The 17,001-nt window shown below is 39.9% G+C and carries 18 protein-coding genes; 8 read left to right on the plus strand and 10 right to left on the minus strand.

Going from position 1 to position 17,001, the window contains the following annotated elements; all coding sequences use genetic code 11:
• Position 1: 1 nt before the first annotated feature.
• The 3 genes from artJ to artM are packed head-to-tail and all read left to right on the plus strand — an operon-like array spanning position 2 to position 2,163.
• Complete coding sequence (gene artJ / locus M1E93_RS13645; RefSeq protein WP_004918052.1) at positions 2-745, plus strand: arginine ABC transporter substrate-binding protein; 744 nt, start codon at positions 2-4, stop codon at positions 743-745.
• Between the two features lie 12 nt (positions 746-757).
• Complete coding sequence (artQ, locus tag M1E93_RS13650) at positions 758-1,498, plus strand: arginine ABC transporter permease ArtQ (RefSeq protein WP_004918050.1); 741 nt, start codon at positions 758-760, stop codon at positions 1,496-1,498.
• Positions 1,495-2,163 (plus strand): arginine ABC transporter permease ArtM, encoded by a 669-nt coding sequence (gene artM / locus M1E93_RS13655; RefSeq protein ID WP_004918049.1) that lies wholly within the window; start codon positions 1,495-1,497, stop codon positions 2,161-2,163. The genes artQ and artM overlap by 4 nt, the downstream gene beginning before the upstream one ends.
• Before the next feature lie 143 nt (positions 2,164-2,306).
• On the opposite strand, the gene M1E93_RS13660 is transcribed toward artM, so the two are convergent.
• The 4 genes from M1E93_RS13660 to M1E93_RS13675 form a co-directional block, all read right to left on the minus strand.
• A complete protein-coding gene (locus M1E93_RS13660; RefSeq protein ID WP_163762151.1) occupies positions 2,307-2,492 on the minus strand; it encodes a hypothetical protein in 186 nt (61 codons plus the stop codon).
• Between the two features lie 445 nt (positions 2,493-2,937).
• Positions 2,938-4,065, minus strand: a complete 1,128-nt coding sequence (rlmC, locus tag M1E93_RS13665; protein WP_072502941.1) for a 23S rRNA (uracil(747)-C(5))-methyltransferase RlmC — start codon at positions 4,063-4,065, stop codon at positions 2,938-2,940.
• Between the two features lie 11 nt (positions 4,066-4,076).
• Positions 4,077-4,574: a YbjN domain-containing protein gene (locus tag M1E93_RS13670; RefSeq protein WP_004918042.1), complete on the minus strand. Its 498-nt coding sequence runs from the start codon at positions 4,572-4,574 to the stop codon at positions 4,077-4,079.
• Between the two features lie 129 nt (positions 4,575-4,703).
• A complete protein-coding gene (locus M1E93_RS13675) occupies positions 4,704-5,036 on the minus strand; it encodes a DUF1418 family protein (protein WP_004918040.1) in 333 nt (110 codons plus the stop codon).
• A 310-nt stretch (positions 5,037-5,346) separates the two neighbouring features.
• On the opposite strand from M1E93_RS13675, the gene M1E93_RS13680 reads away from it, so the two are divergent.
• Entirely contained in the window at positions 5,347-5,610 is a 264-nt protein-coding gene (locus M1E93_RS13680; RefSeq protein WP_004918038.1) for a GrxA family glutaredoxin, read from the plus strand.
• Positions 5,611-5,843: 233 nt separating this feature from the next.
• Here the strand turns inward: M1E93_RS13680 and M1E93_RS13685 are convergent, their stop codons facing one another.
• Positions 5,844-6,263 (minus strand): secondary thiamine-phosphate synthase enzyme YjbQ, encoded by a 420-nt coding sequence (locus M1E93_RS13685; protein ID WP_004918036.1) that lies wholly within the window; start codon positions 6,261-6,263, stop codon positions 5,844-5,846.
• 182 nt (positions 6,264-6,445) lie between these two features.
• Between M1E93_RS13685 and ybjG the strand changes: the two genes are divergently transcribed.
• From ybjG to M1E93_RS13700, 3 genes are all read left to right on the plus strand, one after another.
• The gene (ybjG, locus tag M1E93_RS13690; protein ID WP_004918034.1) at positions 6,446-7,054 is read left to right on the plus strand and encodes an undecaprenyl-diphosphate phosphatase; all 609 of its coding nucleotides are present in this window, start codon (positions 6,446-6,448) and stop codon (positions 7,052-7,054) included.
• A gap of 858 nt (positions 7,055-7,912) precedes the next feature.
• Entirely contained in the window at positions 7,913-9,229 is a 1,317-nt protein-coding gene (locus M1E93_RS13695; RefSeq protein WP_014657823.1) for a serine/threonine transporter, read from the plus strand.
• 123 nt (positions 9,230-9,352) lie between these two features.
• Complete coding sequence (locus M1E93_RS13700) at positions 9,353-10,723, plus strand: L-serine ammonia-lyase (RefSeq protein ID WP_036943586.1); 1,371 nt, start codon at positions 9,353-9,355, stop codon at positions 10,721-10,723.
• A 249-nt stretch (positions 10,724-10,972) separates the two neighbouring features.
• On the opposite strand, the gene M1E93_RS13705 is transcribed toward M1E93_RS13700, so the two are convergent.
• The 4 genes from M1E93_RS13705 to M1E93_RS13720 form a co-directional block, all read right to left on the minus strand.
• Positions 10,973-11,260: a hypothetical protein gene (locus M1E93_RS13705; RefSeq protein WP_004918029.1), complete on the minus strand. Its 288-nt coding sequence runs from the start codon at positions 11,258-11,260 to the stop codon at positions 10,973-10,975.
• A 55-nt stretch (positions 11,261-11,315) separates the two neighbouring features.
• Entirely contained in the window at positions 11,316-11,699 is a 384-nt protein-coding gene (locus M1E93_RS13710; RefSeq protein ID WP_004918027.1) for a hypothetical protein, read from the minus strand.
• 184 nt (positions 11,700-11,883) lie between these two features.
• The gene (locus M1E93_RS13715) at positions 11,884-13,305 is read right to left on the minus strand and encodes a hypothetical protein (RefSeq protein ID WP_104873359.1); all 1,422 of its coding nucleotides are present in this window, start codon (positions 13,303-13,305) and stop codon (positions 11,884-11,886) included.
• Positions 13,306-13,999: 694 nt separating this feature from the next.
• Entirely contained in the window at positions 14,000-15,205 is a 1,206-nt protein-coding gene (locus tag M1E93_RS13720; RefSeq protein ID WP_004918021.1) for a serine hydrolase, read from the minus strand.
• Positions 15,206-15,364: 159 nt separating this feature from the next.
• On the opposite strand from M1E93_RS13720, the gene M1E93_RS13725 reads away from it, so the two are divergent.
• Positions 15,365-15,988: a glutathione S-transferase family protein gene (locus tag M1E93_RS13725; RefSeq protein WP_014657819.1), complete on the plus strand. Its 624-nt coding sequence runs from the start codon at positions 15,365-15,367 to the stop codon at positions 15,986-15,988.
• On the opposite strand, the gene M1E93_RS13730 is transcribed toward M1E93_RS13725, so the two are convergent.
• Entirely contained in the window at positions 15,981-16,808 is an 828-nt protein-coding gene (locus tag M1E93_RS13730; protein WP_040132945.1) for an SDR family oxidoreductase, read from the minus strand. The two genes, M1E93_RS13725 and M1E93_RS13730, sit on opposite strands and share 8 nt — an antisense overlap.
• Between the last annotated feature and the right edge of the window lie 193 nt (positions 16,809-17,001).

Below are 17,001 nucleotides of genomic sequence, written 5' to 3' on the forward strand. Positions count from 1 at the left end.
AATGAAAAAAATTATATTAGCTGCACTACTTGGCGCTGTAACCCTATCTGCAACTGCGGCGGAAAAAGAGACCATCCGTTTTGCAACAGAAGCGACTTATGCCCCATTTGAAATGTTTGACAAAAACAACCAAATCGTGGGTTTTGACGTCGACCTTGCCAATGCGATGTGTGAAAAAATGAATGCAACTTGCACATTCACCCATCAATCTTTCGATAGCTTGATCCCAAGTTTGAAATTCCGTCGTTTTGAAGCATTGATGGCAGGTATTGATATTACGCCTGATCGCCAAAAACAAGTGGACTTCACTGACACTTATTACCCTAATTCGGCTGAGTTTATTGCCATTAAAGAGAAAGTCTCTTCTGTTGATCAGTTAAAAGGGAAAAAAATTGGCGTTCAAAATGGCACAACTCACCAAAAATATATCATGGAACAGCATAAGGATATGACGACCGTTCCTTATGATAACTACCAATCAGCTATCCTTGATCTGCAAAATGGTCGTATTGATGCTGTGTTCGGTGATACTGCTGTTGCTGACGAATGGCTAAAAGCCAAAGGCAACGAAAACTTAGCGCCTGTTGGTGAAAAAGTCACTGATCCACAGTACTTTGGTATCGGCTTAGGTATCGCGGTTCGTAAAGGTAATAAAGAGTTGTTAGATAAAATGAATAAGGCATTGGCAGAAGTAAAAGCTGATGGAACTTATGACGTTATCTATAAAAAATGGTTTGAACAATAATCGATACTGTTAATGAACAATTTTCTTTTTCTAACAAGTGCCGCCGGTATCACCGTCGGCCTTGCTGTTTCTGCTCTCATATTGGGCCTGATCCTCGCCATGTTATTTACGGCATGGGAGTCCGTGCGTTTTAAACCTATCGCTTTTTTAGGAACGTGCTGGGTCACCTTGATCCGCGGTCTACCTGAACTGCTGGTTGTGTTATTTGTCTATTTCGGCACACTGCAACTGATTAATATTTTAGGTGATGGGATAGAGATCAATCTGGGTTTCTGGCAAACCACCTTACAGATTGATCCGAGCATTTTCTTTGCAGACAGCGGTGAGTTTGACTTTACCCCCTTCGCTTGCGGTGTGGTTGCATTAGCCCTTCTCTATGCGTCCTACGCATCACAAACCCTACGCGGTGCCTTAAAAGCGGTGCCTTATGGGCAGTGGGAAGCAGGTTTAGCGCTTGGATTAACCAAACGAACCATATTCTTTCGTTTTATCATGCCACAAATGTGGCGTCATGCGCTGCCCGGCTTGGGCAACCAATGGCTGGTATTACTCAAAGATACCGCACTGGTTTCTTTAATCAGTGTTAATGATCTTATGTTACAGACTAAGACCATTGTTAACCGTACCCATGAACCTTTTACATGGTACGCTATTGTAGGGCTTATCTATCTTGCGATTACTTTATTAAGCCAAGTTATTTTGAAACGAATTGAATTGCGTACAACTCGCTTTGAAAGAGGTGAATCGCAATGATTGATTTAATTCTCGATATTTTACCTGGCTTACCAACGAGCTTATCGTTAACCTTCAGCGCATTATTTGTGGCATTTATATTGGCCGTATTATTTACGCTCATTTTGTCATTAAAAACGCCAATTATTTCGCAAGCCGTCAAAGTCTATATTACCCTATTTACCGGCACACCATTATTGGTGCAGTTCTTCCTGATTTATAATGGCCCTAGTCAATTTAAATCATTACAAAACTATCCTGTACTGTGGGAGTTTATTTCAACGCCTTGGGTATGTGCGATGATTGCATTAGCCCTCAATAGTGCTGCTTACTCAACATTACTCTTTCATGGTGCCGTAAAAGCAATTCCATCTGGGCAATGGCAATCATGCCAAGCATTAGGTATGTCTAAAGCCCAGACCATGCGGATTATTCTTCCCTATGCGTTTAAGCGCTCTTTATCATCTTATTCGAACGAAGTGGTATTAATCTTTAAAAGTACCTCACTCGCCAGTACGATCACGATGATGGATATTATGGGTTACAGTAGCCAAGTATTTGGTCAAAGTTGGGATGTAATGGCATTTGTGGCTGCGGGGATCATCTACCTCGTTGTTAACGCAATTTTGACGATCATCATGCGATTTATTGAACGTCACGCTCTTGCATTTGAGCAAAGGAACTAACCCGTTTTATCTTTGAATTTAACCTATCACAGTCATAAAAGGGCTTATGAAAATAAGCCCTTGAGGCTTGCTGATAAACAGGGATAAAACCCTAGTTTTTCCCTCTTCGTGTTATCAGCAGTCTGTTTGATTCACCATCAGGGCTAGCGTTTTACCGCTTTTAATACTAAAAATGGTGCATAACGGGTATAGCGTTCAAGATCAGGGCGCTCTTTTAGCGCACTAGCAAGCGGTTTAGGCTCTTTCAACCCTTCAAGGGTAAAACCACAATCAAGTAAGATTGAGACATAATTTTCCACCATACGATGGTACTTGATGACGTTCTCCACAAACCACGTTGTGTTCCTGCTTGATTGTTGTTGATAGCAATCAACAGGTAAATAGCGAAAATTACCCCGTATATTCGTGCAGGTATCGGCTTGACCAACCTTAAATATAATTCCAGCTATCAATATAGAGAATGGGATCCCGAAGGGAGATTAACGGATGATGTTCATTGTCTAAATCTAAAACGAAAAACAATTTTGCTTGGCGCTTAGGTTTAGAGGTTCAATATGCCGTTAATGACAATCTGTCAATGGATTTGAGTTACCGCTATCGAAGATGGCTGCACCTTTAAATCCAAAATTAAAGCTCAGTCTAATGATATTTTATTGGGTGTCACCTATCATTTCTAATTAACATTATCCGGCAGCTTATCTTTTAATAAGCTGCTTTAATTATCACACTATTCGATTAATAAAAATGTTCTAAATAATTCGCTAGGTAAGTTGTTTAGTTTTTGACTAATAATGCAATCACTTCGTAGTGCGCAGTATGTGGGAACATATCAAACAACTGCACCTTACTCACAGCATAGCCTTCCAATTGCTCAATATCTTTTGCCATGGTCTGAGCATTACAGCTTGAATATAAAATATAGTTAGGCCGCATAGTCGAAAGATATTCACATAACTCTTTACCTATGCCTCTCCTAGGTGGATTGACTAATACCAATTGAGGAATATTTCCTTTAGCCGTTGCAAACTTCGTTGAATCTAATGCTTGAAACTCAACATGTTGTAGTCCAAGCTCTTGCGCTGATTGCTTGGCACAAGCGATCGCAGGAGCACTAATTTCAATTCCCGTTAACTGAGTTTGCTTTTCCGCACAATGTAAGCCAAATCCGCCAACACCGCAGAAAAGATCCCATAAGCTAGTGATATTAAGCTTTTTAACCCACTCACGCGCTGTTTGATATAACCGAGCAGCCACAACAGGGTTCGTTTGAAAAAAACTGTGCGGCCGTATAAACAGTGGCACTTGATTTAGCTGTTCCCGTAAAACCTGCTGCTCAGTGAGATAAATTTCTTGTTCGCCTTCTAATATCGCCATATGGACAGGCTGCAAATTAACCGTGATCACCGCCAATTGGGGTAATTGCTGCTGCAACCACGGTAACGCATTTTTTAGCTGCTCAACTTTTTTTTCTGAACGCAAGACAAATCGCAACAGAAACTCACCCGTATGCTGGCTTTGCGTTAATAATAGGTATTTTAATTCGCCACGTTTACGTTCAATGTTATAAGGCGTTAAACCTGCTCGCGCAATAAAAGGTTTAATGACATCAAAAACGGCTGAAAATGGCTCAGGATAAAGCGGACAATCCGTTAAACTAATTGCCTGCCCTTGTGAATTCACAATGCCCAATATTGGTTTTTCGACACTTCCACTCACCACCATTTTGGCTTTATTACGAAACCCTGATAAAGGGCTGGCAACTGGCGATTGAAATGCGTCGGCAGTCACCATTGGTAATAAAGAAACTAGGTTTTCCTGTTTTAGTTTGAGTTGTTGATCAGCTGGTAGTTCAAGCCATTGACAGGAACGACATTCGCCTGCCTCATATTTCTCACAATGCATAATATAAAAATTTAATGGAGCGTTACGGAAGGGTTATCATCAATATCAAGGTCAACAGTTTCTTCATCAAACTCATCTTGGTTCGAATACAACAAATTATTGCTATAAATTTCAAAAATGATCGATGATATTTGATCTTCTGCTTGCTGTAAGAAATGGCAAAATTGGCGATAAGTCATCCCAGCTTCAAGCGAGAAGGATTGGCTGACGATTAACTTAGGTAAGTTTTCATTATTAATTTCAAGAAAGACTTTCGCTGTCAGTGAGCTAGCGTTGATTTGGCTGATATTGGCCACTAAAGTCACGATCGCCGTTGGCTTAAGCTCCGCCAGAGCGGAAAGGACAAGAACATTATTAATAATGTCGAGTTTGGCATCAAAAATGCCCTCTATATTTTGCATATGCGGCAAATGTAGAGCAGCACAAGAATCACACTCGAAATAAGAGGTTTTGAGTTGATCAAGCCATTCACGAAGCTGTGATATGTCAGGGTAACAAATAGAATCCATGGGTAATAACCTTCTTCAACTCAAATAAAAACTAATAGAATAACACTTACCTAACCAAACCGAATTTTTTTGGCTAGAAAAGCGGATAATTTTCACACATTGGTGGTGAAAACACCAGTAAAACCATGCTCACTCCCCCTTTTTCTCCTCTTTATCATCATCGTCATCTTGCTTTTTCTTTCTTCCCGGCCTAGATGAGTTTTGATTATCAATACCAAGAAAGCTTAATCCATGTATCGCTCGCCAAACAATATTGATAGTGGCTGGTATCAAACAACCAATCCCAACCATAACAATCGCGACTAAAACATTTTTCTGCATCAATGGCTCAGGTAAGGTCAGATAGCCATTCATCGCAAGTAAGACAACAATAAGCAGTAAAATCCCTACTGCTTCTAAGATGAGAATCGGCTTAGGAAGATCGGATAGCGAACGCATTTCTCGCTGTGGTTTCTTATTCATCAAGTCCCCTTCTAGAACAATAACTATATACCCCCTACCGAATAAACAGCACTACAACGGGGTATTGTTTAGCGATGCAGTATACCCCATATACTAGCGGATTCTGCATCAGAGCTATACTAGCAAAAGGTAAAATCACCATTTATTTCTAGCTTATTGTCTGGCAAATCATTCACCTTATTATTCCCCTCAATAAGTGCACGGTGACAAAGACAAATCAACAAAGCTGCATCTTGAAGTATGACGAGTATGGAGGCATAGTATTGGGCATTGTGGATAAAAAAACTGTGTTAGTCTTATAGGAGATACTATGTACACTGTGATTTTTGGTCGCCCTGGCTGCCCATACTGTGTTCGTGCTAAAGAGTTAGCTGAAAAACTGAAAAATGACCGCGATGACTTTGACTACCGCTACGTCGATATTCAAGCAGAAGGCCTCACCAAAGAAGATCTATCTAAAACAGTCGGTAAAGAAGTGCTGACTGTGCCACAAATTTTTATCGATGAGAAACACATCGGCGGCTGCACTGATTTCGAAGCTTACGCAAAAGAGCACCTCGATCTCTATAAATAAGCAATAATCCCCATGGGCGGCTCAGTCTCTAATCCGAGTCGCTTCCTTTCTCAATTTGTGCTATTTCCTTCCTATTGCTAAAAAATAAAGCAAATTTTTTTTCTCTATGCGAACTTTCTTATTTAGGGGGGGTCTTAATTTATGCCACTGCTTTTCTTTGATGTCCCCATATTGAGGAGCCCGATAGCCAACTTACGTTTTATCGCTATCGGGTTTTTTATTGCTTAACCGTTCTATTCCCCTTGCAATGTCAGAACTATTTTGCGTTCCCCACCATAATTTCGATGTTCACATAGGTAAATTCCTTGCCATGTCCCCATGTTCAGACGTCCTCGACTCACAGGAATAACCAAACTCGCGCCTAAAATACTCGCTTTAAGATGGGCAGGCATATCATCACTTCCTTCATAGTTATGCTGATAATAAGGCTCATCTTCAGGAACAGCATGGTTAAAGAAGCTTTCAAAATCCTGTCTTACCGTATAGTCTGCATTTTCATTGATTGTCAGTGAAGCCGATGTATGTTGAATAAAGATATTCAGCAGCCCAACTTGGATCTGTTTCAACTCAGGAAGCTGTTGTAACAACTCATCGGTCACTAGATGAAACCCTCTGCTTTTTGCTGTTAATCTTATCTCTTTTTGAAACCACATAAGCTATTCCTTTATCGCGCCTTAAATTTGTCTTATCGCTATTGAGTAAATCATCAACAAAACGTCAACTTATCGCTCTATTTAAGTAATATTAAGATAAAGGCACTTTACCTGCCATGTAAGAGACTTTACTCTCTCGCTTTATCGTCTTATTTATCACCCATTTTCTGAGGTATACACCCGTGCTGGAACAACTTAATCAAGATCTCTTTAATCTCATTAATGCGGCCCCAGCGTCTGCAAGTGGTACTATCGCACTTGCAACCGTTATCGCTAAACGCTTAATTCTCCTTTTCCCTCTGTTTACTGCGGCATGCTGGTTATGGGGTGCCAAACAGGATATGACCCGCCAAAGAGCATTCGTCTGCAAAACAGCATACGCCTTAGTGATCGGTCTGTTTATTTCATGGTTGATTGGCTTAGTTGCACCTCATGAACGCCCTTTTGTTATGGGAATAGGCACCAATTTCCTTGAGCACGAGCCAACCGCTTCTTTCCCTAGCAATCACGGTACTATCGTCTTTACCTTTGTTTTCGCATTTTTGTTCTGGCTAAGAACATGGGTTGGTTTATTGATGCTCGTTCCCGCTATTGCAATTGCATGGTCACGTATCTATTTAGGCGTCCACTGGCCTTTAGATATGATAGGGGCATTTATCTTGGGTCTTATCGCGTGTGGTTTAGCCCAAATTCTTTGGGGACTTATCGGCCATAAAATCCAAGCCCCGCTCACACATCTTTACCAAATCATATTTTCAGTTCTTATTCGCAAAGGCTGGGTACAACCCTAATTTTTTCATTAATCAGTACTGGCGTTATTTACGCCAGTACTTAAACAATTTAAATTTTGCGTTGAATCAATATTTAGTTTTATTTTTCCATTCTAAAAATGAATAAAAAAGCCTTTTCACCACCAGAATAAACAACATTTAATTAACAAATATTTTGTTACGCTTTTTAATTATTTTTTCCTTCGAAAAATAAGTATTCAACTGCTCTTTAAACCATCTTATTATTCATTAATGTCTTTAGAATAAAAAAACTAAAAAAACAATAATTAATCACTAAGTAAACAACTATAACAAAACAAAATAAACACACTGAAAACAACAAGTTAAATAACTCAAAAACAGTGTATAATTGGTTTTGATTCAATATTAATTTCTGGATTTAATTCATTTTCCTACTACTTCAATAAATCCATTCTATTCATTAATATAATAATATTCCTCCACACAAATATAAATTGACACATAACTACTCCCCATTGGTTATTCTCCGATATTAAAAGCCTCCCTCCCCTTATTAATCTTAAGGTAAATTTCTTAACAATTTTATAAAAATCGAAAAATAATCACGTTAAAGACATTTTTCTCTTTTGAGAGTATGATCACGGTGATTTATACTAAAAATAGGTACATTTGCACCATCAAAAGTGGTTTATCAAATCTACCTACAAAACTAACAAAACTGATTGAAAATAAATTTACTATCAGTTTTATATTTATTTCCAATCAGATTGTTAGGTAGAAACAAAACTGCACATTATATTTGGCGATAATTTGTTCGTACCAAAAGATTAAAACATCAGTGATGGCTTATGCCTTCACCGAGATGCCTATTTTTTGACTTTTATTTCGGAGACTATTATGGATACAACTCGAGTTGGTTCCATCGATAAAACAGCCTCGCAAATTGGAAATGCCCTTGCTTGGCGTAAAACAGATACTGTATGGATGCTTGGTTTATATGGTACAGCTATCGGTGCTGGAGTCTTGTTCCTACCTATTAATGCAGGAATGAGCGGCCTACTTCCCGTCCTGTTGATGTTAGTACTCGCTTTTCCAATGACCTTCTTCGCTCACCGTGGTTTAACACGCTTTGTTCTTTCAGGTTCAAAGCCTGAAGGTGATATCACTGAAGTGGTTGAAGAACATTTTGGACGTACTGCGGGTAACTGGATCACCCTGCTCTATTTCTTTGCAATTTATCCAATCCTCTTGGTGTATGGTGTTTCTATCACCAATAATGTGCACAAATTCCTGACAGAACTCATGGGCTTTACCGCACCACCACGTTGGTTGCTAGCGTTGGTTTTGGTGGGTGGCATCATGGCCATTGTGGCATTCGGTGAAAAATATATTGTTAAAGTGATGAGTATGCTGGTGTTCCCATTTATCGCCGTGCTACTCGCTTTCTCTTTATATATGATCCCCCATTGGAATGGTGCGGTACTTGATACCTTAACCATAGAGGGCATCACAGAAGCGGCAAAACACAGTGGCGGTCAGAGTATCTGGGTGACTATCTGGTTAACCATTCCTGTTATGGTGTTCGCATTCAACCATTCACCTATCATTTCAGCGTTCTCTGTAGCGAAGCGTGAAGAATATGGTGCACAGGCTGAACAAAAATGCTCACGTATCCTCGCATCTGCACACATCTTAATGGTATTCACTGTTATGTTCTTTGTGTTTAGCTGCGTGTTCACCCTGTCTTCGGCAGATTTGGCTCAAGCAAAAAAACTGAACATTAGTATCCTTGACTACTTATCTGGTTACTTTGATCAACCTTTCATCAAATTTGCTGCCGCAATTATCGCTTTCGTTGCTATAATTAAATCATTCCTCGGACACTATTTAGGTGCACGAGAAGGCTTTAATGGCCTCGTTGAGCGCGCTTATCGTGCGAAAGGCAAAACAATTGACGTTCGTAAATTGAATCGTGGTACAGCTATCTTCATGTTAGTCACCACTTGGTTAGTGGCAACATTAAACCCTGGCGTACTGGATATCATCGAAAGTCTAGGTGGCCCAATCATTGCTATCTTACTGTTCTTAATGCCTATGTATGCTATCAGTAAAGTTCCAGCAATGCGTAAGTACTCAGGTAAGTTAAGCAATGCATTTATCGTTATCATGGGTTTGATTGCTATCTCAGCCGCAACTTATAAGTTGTTCTTCTAAGTCAGCCTTTATCGGGAGGCGGGATCCACTCCGGCGGGTATGCCTCCCCTTCTCAAATAAGATGCCGGAAGATACGGCATCACATGCCTAAGAAATTAAGACTTTATATAGGAAGCGCTGAATATGATTAGCGTATTTGATATCTTCAAGATTGGTATTGGTCCATCTAGCTCCCACACCGTCGGCCCGATGAAAGCGGGTAAACAATTTGTTGAGGATTTAATCCAACAAAACCTTCTGACAGCCACCTCACGAATTGCGGTTGATGTCTATGGTTCTTTATCATTGACAGGGAAAGGACACGCAACTGATATCGCGATTATTATGGGTCTCGCTGGTAACTTACCTGATACTGTTGATATTGATGCCATACCCAACTTTATCCGTCACGTTGAGCAAAGTGGTAAATTGCTGTTGGCTCAAGGGCAGCATGAGGTTGACTTCCCCATTGAAGGCGGGATGAATTTCCATTCAACCAATTTACCTTTACATGAAAATGGCATGACCATTAGTGCATTTAATGCCGATAATAACGTGATCTACAAAAAGACCTACTACTCTATCGGTGGGGGTTTTATTGTCGATGAGGAGCATTTTGGTCAATCGACTGAACAATCAGTACAAGTTCCCTATCCCTATAAATATGCAGCAGATTTACAAAAGCATTGTAAAGAGACAGGCCTATCCCTTTCTGCTCTCGTGATGCAAAATGAGTTAGCCATACACAGTAAAGAAGAAATCCATCAATATTTAGCGGCTGTCTGGGATGTCATGAAGGCGGGTATTGAGCGTGGCGTCACCACCGAAGGGTTATTACCGGGGCCACTACGAGTACCTCGTCGTGCCGCAGCATTACGCCGTCAACTTGTGACTAGCGATAATACCAATATTGACCCAATGGCAGTAATTGACTGGATCAATATGTTCGCCTTAGCCGTCAACGAAGAGAATGCTGCGGGAGGCCGTGTTGTCACCGCGCCAACTAATGGCGCATGTGGCATTATCCCTGCCGTTTTAGCTTACTATGACAAATTTATTCGTCCTGTAAATGAGAACTCCTATACTCGCTATTTCTTAGTATCAGGTGTTATCGGCTCATTATACAAAATGAATGCCTCTATCTCTGGTGCAGAAGTTGGTTGCCAAGGTGAGGTCGGTGTCGCTTGTTCAATGGCAGCAGCAGGCCTTGCCGAGTTGATGGGAGGAAGTCCAGAACAAGTTTGTGTAGCAGCAGAAATCGCGATGGAGCATAACCTTGGCTTGACTTGTGACCCTGTTGGCGGACAAGTTCAAGTGCCTTGTATCGAACGTAATGCAATAGCCGCAGTAAAAGCGGTCAACGCGGCACGCATGGCATTACGCCGTGTGAGTGACCCGCGAGTTTGCTTAGATAAGGTTATCGAAACCATGTATGAAACGGGTAAAGATATTAATGCCAAATATCGTGAAACGTCACAAGGTGGTCTAGCAATTAAATTGGCGCATTGTGAATAATTACCCTGTTTTTAATCGACAGTAATGTCACTTTATATGCCTGCTTTTAATATGAGAAATCTTATCATAAAGCAGGCATAGTATGGATGAACAAAAACGTAACTATTTCCCCTTTAAATCCCCAATCGTTTTGACTTAACATACCCGTTCAACTTTGTCGTGTTGTGAGAGAAAAAAGTATAATTGTATCCTCATTACAATATTGAGGATATTCTTTAAAAAAAGAATAAAAATGCATAGTTCTAGGTATCATACATTATTTTCCCTTTTCACAAGAATTTCACCATATTCTTCCGCTTTTATCAAACAGCTAATACATATTTTCTCAGGAATAAAAGGAATATCAGGTAATGAACTTTGTGGGATTGAAGTCCCTAATATTTTCACAACATCAGGTAATTGTCCTTCCCCCCCACCACTTGAAGGTGCCCCAGTACCAAAATTAATCATTTTACTAGATGTAATTCCGCCAGCATCAATCTTAACAAAGTTCCCTGCTGCCTGTAAGGTTAATTCGCCCCCTGCATCAATAACCACTTTTACTCCCGCTTTTAGTTCCTTTCTTTTCTGTTTTTCTTATCCCGAGTTCAGGTTATTTACTTTTACATCCTGTTAAAACTTGACCGCTTCCGTCAGGAAGTCTGAATGAAAGTATCCCTAACCTTTTCATATAACCAATATGAACATCATCTTTATCATAGAACAGTTCATCACCCTCTTTCCCTTTTTTCTCTTCAAGCCTTGGAGTTACATAATCTCCAAGATTCATTCCCTTTACTGTAACTACTCTATTGTCAATCACAATGACGGCTTCTGACAAATTACTAGGGAATTCATATTCATTACCCGTTAGATCCGCAGCACGGTTTATATCCTGATCTATAATACAGACGTATTCTCCATCATACGTTACATCTTTCCCACCGCAGCCAGCCAATGAGACAGCAAAAATTCCTAACACCAACCCCTTTTTCATACATCACCATATTTTAGTTAAGTACGTAAATACTAGGATAGATGCAGGTTTCAGGCAATCATAACCACCCGCAAAGCGGGTGGTTTTATGTTTAAGACGTTAACGCGACTTAAACTGGCTAAAGTCATAAAAAAACAGGAGTCAGCAATATACTGACTCCTGTGTTTCGTTAATTTTATTATGATTACGCGATATCTGATTTAACCGGCATCGATACCGATTGTGCTCTTTGCTTCACCTCATTTACAATGCCGTTTGCAACGCCTTCGATTCTACTCCCCATTGAACTGATTGACTCTCTCAATGTACTTACAACCATGTCCGCCTTACCATCTACATTAATATTTATCTCATTCTTCATCACCATAGATTGGCTATTGCTATCGCCTGCTTTAATAGTACCTGAGTTTATACCTAGGTTTTCAGCATTACCGCCCGTCACAGCAGGAGCCATTTGCTCTTTAATATCCCCCAATGGATCGGCAGTATTTGAAATTGTCACTGTGGTAGTTTTGCTGCTCGTCGTCACTATAGAATCCGATAGCTCTTCTTTACCTTCATTAGCCAGTGAAGCTATTTGCTCTAAAAGAACTTCCAGTTTTTTACCAAACTCCTGCTGTTTTTGGCTGTATTCTGTTTCCATTTTGGTGATTTTAATATTCAAACGAGAAATGGTTTCTTCTCTTTTTGAAATTAAGGATTGGTTATTTTCTAATTTGTCTTGTGTATCATTAAGTTCTTTTTTCAATGATGCAATCGCTTTATTGAGCTCTTCTTTATTAGCACAATCGTCATTTAATTGCTGCTCTAACTCAGCAATTTTAGATTCCTTATTATGGATATCCGACTGTAATGCTTCAATACGGTCATTTGCTTTAATTATTTTTTTATTGATATCAACAAGTCTCTCTTCAAGTTTATTTTTATCTTCGATAGCTTGTTTTATTTTTATTGCCATCGATTTTATCTCTTGATCTTTATCAGACAATTGAGATACCAAATTATCAATTTTCTCAAGGTCACTACTTATAACTTCATTTAATTTTTTAATTTCCTCATTTTTTTCTTTTAGTAATGTCTCATATCTATCTTTTTCCGATTGAGATAGCGCGCTACCATCAGCTTGCATATCACTGAAACTTTCTTTTATTTTGGCAAAATCGTCTTTCATCGCTTTAAGCTGCTTTTGATTTCCATCATAAGTTTCTACACAGTGCTGTAGTTCCCTGACGGCATCCCCCCCTTTTAAATAAGAGTATTTTGTATTAACCGAACCAAATTCGTTATTCGCTAAACCGCCTTTTAACGTATTTTTGTTTATACCATAATTACTGCTATGACCCCCACCGATATCACCATTGTTTTTACCATGATTAATGGCGGCTCCAGCTTCAATAATATCTTCATTATGGTTATTATTAATTGAGCTACCACCTTTAATTCTACCATTACCTAACCCACCATCGTGAGCTAAGCCACCTTCAATAATGCCTTTATTACGGCCATGATTAGTAGCATCTCCGCCTATTGTCGTGTTCTCACCCAATCCTTGTGTTGTTTGTTTTCTTTCTAGCTGTGCTTTTCTTTCTTCAATTGTCATAGCCATAAATATCATTCTCCGTATTAAATACACTAATTAAATCCATTTATAAATAAAATACTTCATATCGGTTTGGCAATTCCATTGAATAAATTACATTCATAAAAATAATTAAACACCAAACGATTAATATAATTATTGAATTAAAAATAAAATATTGCAATTGAAGTTTATCTGTAAAAAATAATTATAAATTAAGACTAACTCTATTTAAATATTCAAAATTACGATAAGTTAATAATCTTTCATTTGTAAAATAGCGTTTTTCAATCCAAGATTATACCTAAGTGCCTTAAGGCCCTCACATCCTCGTATTATATCGTTCACCCGCCATGCAATTCAGAAGCGCAACCCCTTCCTGAACGATGATTCTGTACGTAGAATGATTTATTTAGTGATTGAGTCGGCCTCTAAAAAATGGAACATGCTGATCCAATACGGGAAACAAGCATTAAGTCATTTTATTATTGCGTTCGGTAACGGCCCAAACGGCCACATTTAATGAAAGGCGAATACATAGAATGAGTTACAGGGGAGTTGCTGGTGCTGTACTTACAACACCAGCACACCATTCAAAAATAATATGGTGACCGTTGCACACATCTAACAAAAAAGCCTCAGCAACCCAATCGTTAATTGTTCACCATCGGCTAATTGAGCTTTGCAACAGCGCCACCTCAAGCGTGCTTTTAATCAGAATTTAACCAAAAATAGCATTCCACCAGCCACTGACCGTTTTTACGATATAGTCCCAAATACGCCCAAAGAAGCCCGCTTCTTCAACTGATTCTTTGACCACGAGTGGACGCTGTTCAACAATTTGATCGTTTAAGATAAAATTGACTGTTCCAACCGCTTGATTTTTAGCCAGTGGTGCTTCAATTGATGGATTCGTCAGCGTATAACTCACTTTCAAATTCTGTAACTGGCCTTTTGGTATCGTGATAGCAGTGTCTTTTTCAACGCCAAGTGCTACCTCTGATTTATCACCAAACCAAACGCGCTGTGTTTGCAATGTTTGATCGGCTTTGATTGGAGTCACCGTTTCAAAGAAACGGAACCCCCATGTCAGTAATTTTTCACTTTCCGAAAAACGTACTCGGTCACTCGGAGCACCAAGCACCACAGAAATCAGACGCATTGGGCCATCCGTCGCGGAAGCAACTAAATTATGCCCTGCGCCACTGGTGTGACCCGTTTTCACACCATCAACATTGAGATTTTGGCTCCATAACAGACGGTTACGGTTAGGTTGACGGATTTTGTTAAAAGTAAACTCTTTTTCTTTATGTAAAGCGTACTCATCAGGCACATCACGGATCATCGCTTGGGCTAAAATTGCCATATCACGAGCAGTGCTGTATTGCCCTTCAGAATCTAGGCCATGCACTGTTTTAAAATGGGTATTTTTTAACCCTAACTGCTTCACATATTCATTCATCAAGCTGACGAACGAGTCTTGGCTACCAGCGACATAATCCGCGAGCGCGATACTGGCATCATTCCCTGACTGAATAACGACCCCTTTATTTAGATCCAATACCGAGACACGATCTTTAGGCTTTAAAAACATCAGTGATGAGCCTTTTAGGACGGGATTGCCCGTTGCCCACGCATCTACACCTACCGTGACCATATCCTGTGGCGTGATTTTACCCGCTTTAATTGCTTGACCGACCACATAGCTGGTCATCATTTTCGTCAAACTAGCAGGATCTAAACGCTCATCTGGATTACCTGACGCCAAAATTTTACCGCTGTCGTAGTCCATCAATACAAAAGCTTTTGCATCAACCTGTGGAGCAACCGGTGTTCCTGCCGCGTAAGCAAAATGACTTACCGCAACTAAAAGGCCTAATCCAGTTCCTAGGTATCGCGCCTTTAAGGTGAAAAATTTTTTGTTCATCGGTTACTCCTTTACAAATACTAAAACGGTTAATTCATTATTAATGTAGGGCTTTTTACACAATTAAGCTACACACAACAAATAAAGATTGTTCCCATAATACGATTTCATCTATCTTAATTAGGGTAAACAACGAAACATCAAATCATGGGGAAAACTATGTTAACTGTATGGGGTCGTAAAAACTCATCAAACGTCAAAAAAGTACTTTGGTGCCTTGAAGAATTGAACGTTGCTTATCATCAAAAAGATGTTGGCGGCCCTTTTGGGGGGCTTGATACACCTGAATATAAAAAAATGAATCCAAACAGCACCATTCCAACTTTACAGGATGATGACTTTACCCTGTGGGAATCAAATACCATTTTACGATACCTTACGGAAAAGTTTGATCATTCTCACTTATTGGTCCCACAAAACCTTCAAGAAAAGGCTGCTGCCGACAAATGGTTAGATTGGGGATGTGGAAGTTTGTTCGATAATATCAAACAGATGATGAATAAAATTGTCCGCGTTTCCCCTGACGAACGAGATCCAGAAACAGTACGTACCATTTATCACAATATTGAAAAGTTGCTCAAAATTGCCGATGAAGCCCTAGCGACTCAGCCCTATTTTAGCGGTCAACAATTTGGGATCGCTGATATCGCTATTGCTCCACTGTTTTACCCATGGCACGAAATCGTCACAGAACGCCCTGAATTCCCTCACTTAGAACGTTGGTACTCTCAGTTAACAACCCGTCCTGCTTTCCAAAAAATTGTGATGATCCCGCTTAAATAGTCATCGGCATCTGCATTGGGTTTGGGTATTGATACTCAAACCCAAGTTCTTGACAGATACGTTCACCTTTAACGATTTTCCCTGCGTTTTCTGCCGGTTCAGTGCAAAATTCAGGTGCCTCCAAATTTAATGATTGAGACGCTTGGCGGTAGAAATCCGCGCGTTGAGGATGTTGAGGAGCACATAAATTATAGATATGTCCTCCTTTGGGCTGCCTGAGTAATAATAGGATGGCAGCAATCACATCATCCTGATGAACAAGATTAACAGGCTGTGTTGCTCCTTTTAGGGATTTTTTGCCCGCAAGGAAACGCCCTGCGTGACGATTTTCTCCTACCAACCCCGCTAGCCGTAAAATATCCACTGAAATGTTCGGCAGTGCATGAAGCCAGTTTTCAACCTCAATCAAGGCTTGCCCTGACGCGGTTTCTGCATGTCGCTGGCTATTTTCATCAATTTCACCAATCGCATTACCATAAACAGAAGTCGATGAGGTAAAAATCACACGAGGAATTTGAAAGGTTATTGCCGTATCAACAAGCTGTTCGATGGCGTTGACATAAGCTGGTACATTCACTTTTGAAGGCGGTAGTAAAATAATTAACGCCTGAGCCTCTTCCATTAATTGCTGTAAGTCATCACCATCACACACTAATTCGGGAGTGAGCTGCAAATGATAACAATCAATTCCTACAGCACGAGCGGCAGCGATACCATCCGTGGTCGTTTTTGTGCCAGAGACTTCAATCCCCTCAGCTAACAACGCTCTCGCAAGGGGTAACCCTAACCACCCTAATCCAACAATTGCGACCTTTTTCATCATTCCCCCCTACATACCGACAATAACTTAATTCTGCTTAGCTTATCGAAAAACCTTTTAACTTCCGAATATATTATTCAGGCGATTATTCACTATAAAACGGCACTATCCAATTATTATCGATTATTTTTAAAAAAAGAGTTGCATTCTAGTGATGAAATCGGATAGGTTGATGAGTAGTGAATGTTTAAGC

The organism is Providencia sp. PROV272, from assembly GCF_049901975.1.
Taxonomy (GTDB): Bacteria; Pseudomonadota; Gammaproteobacteria; order Enterobacterales; family Enterobacteriaceae; genus Providencia; species Providencia stuartii.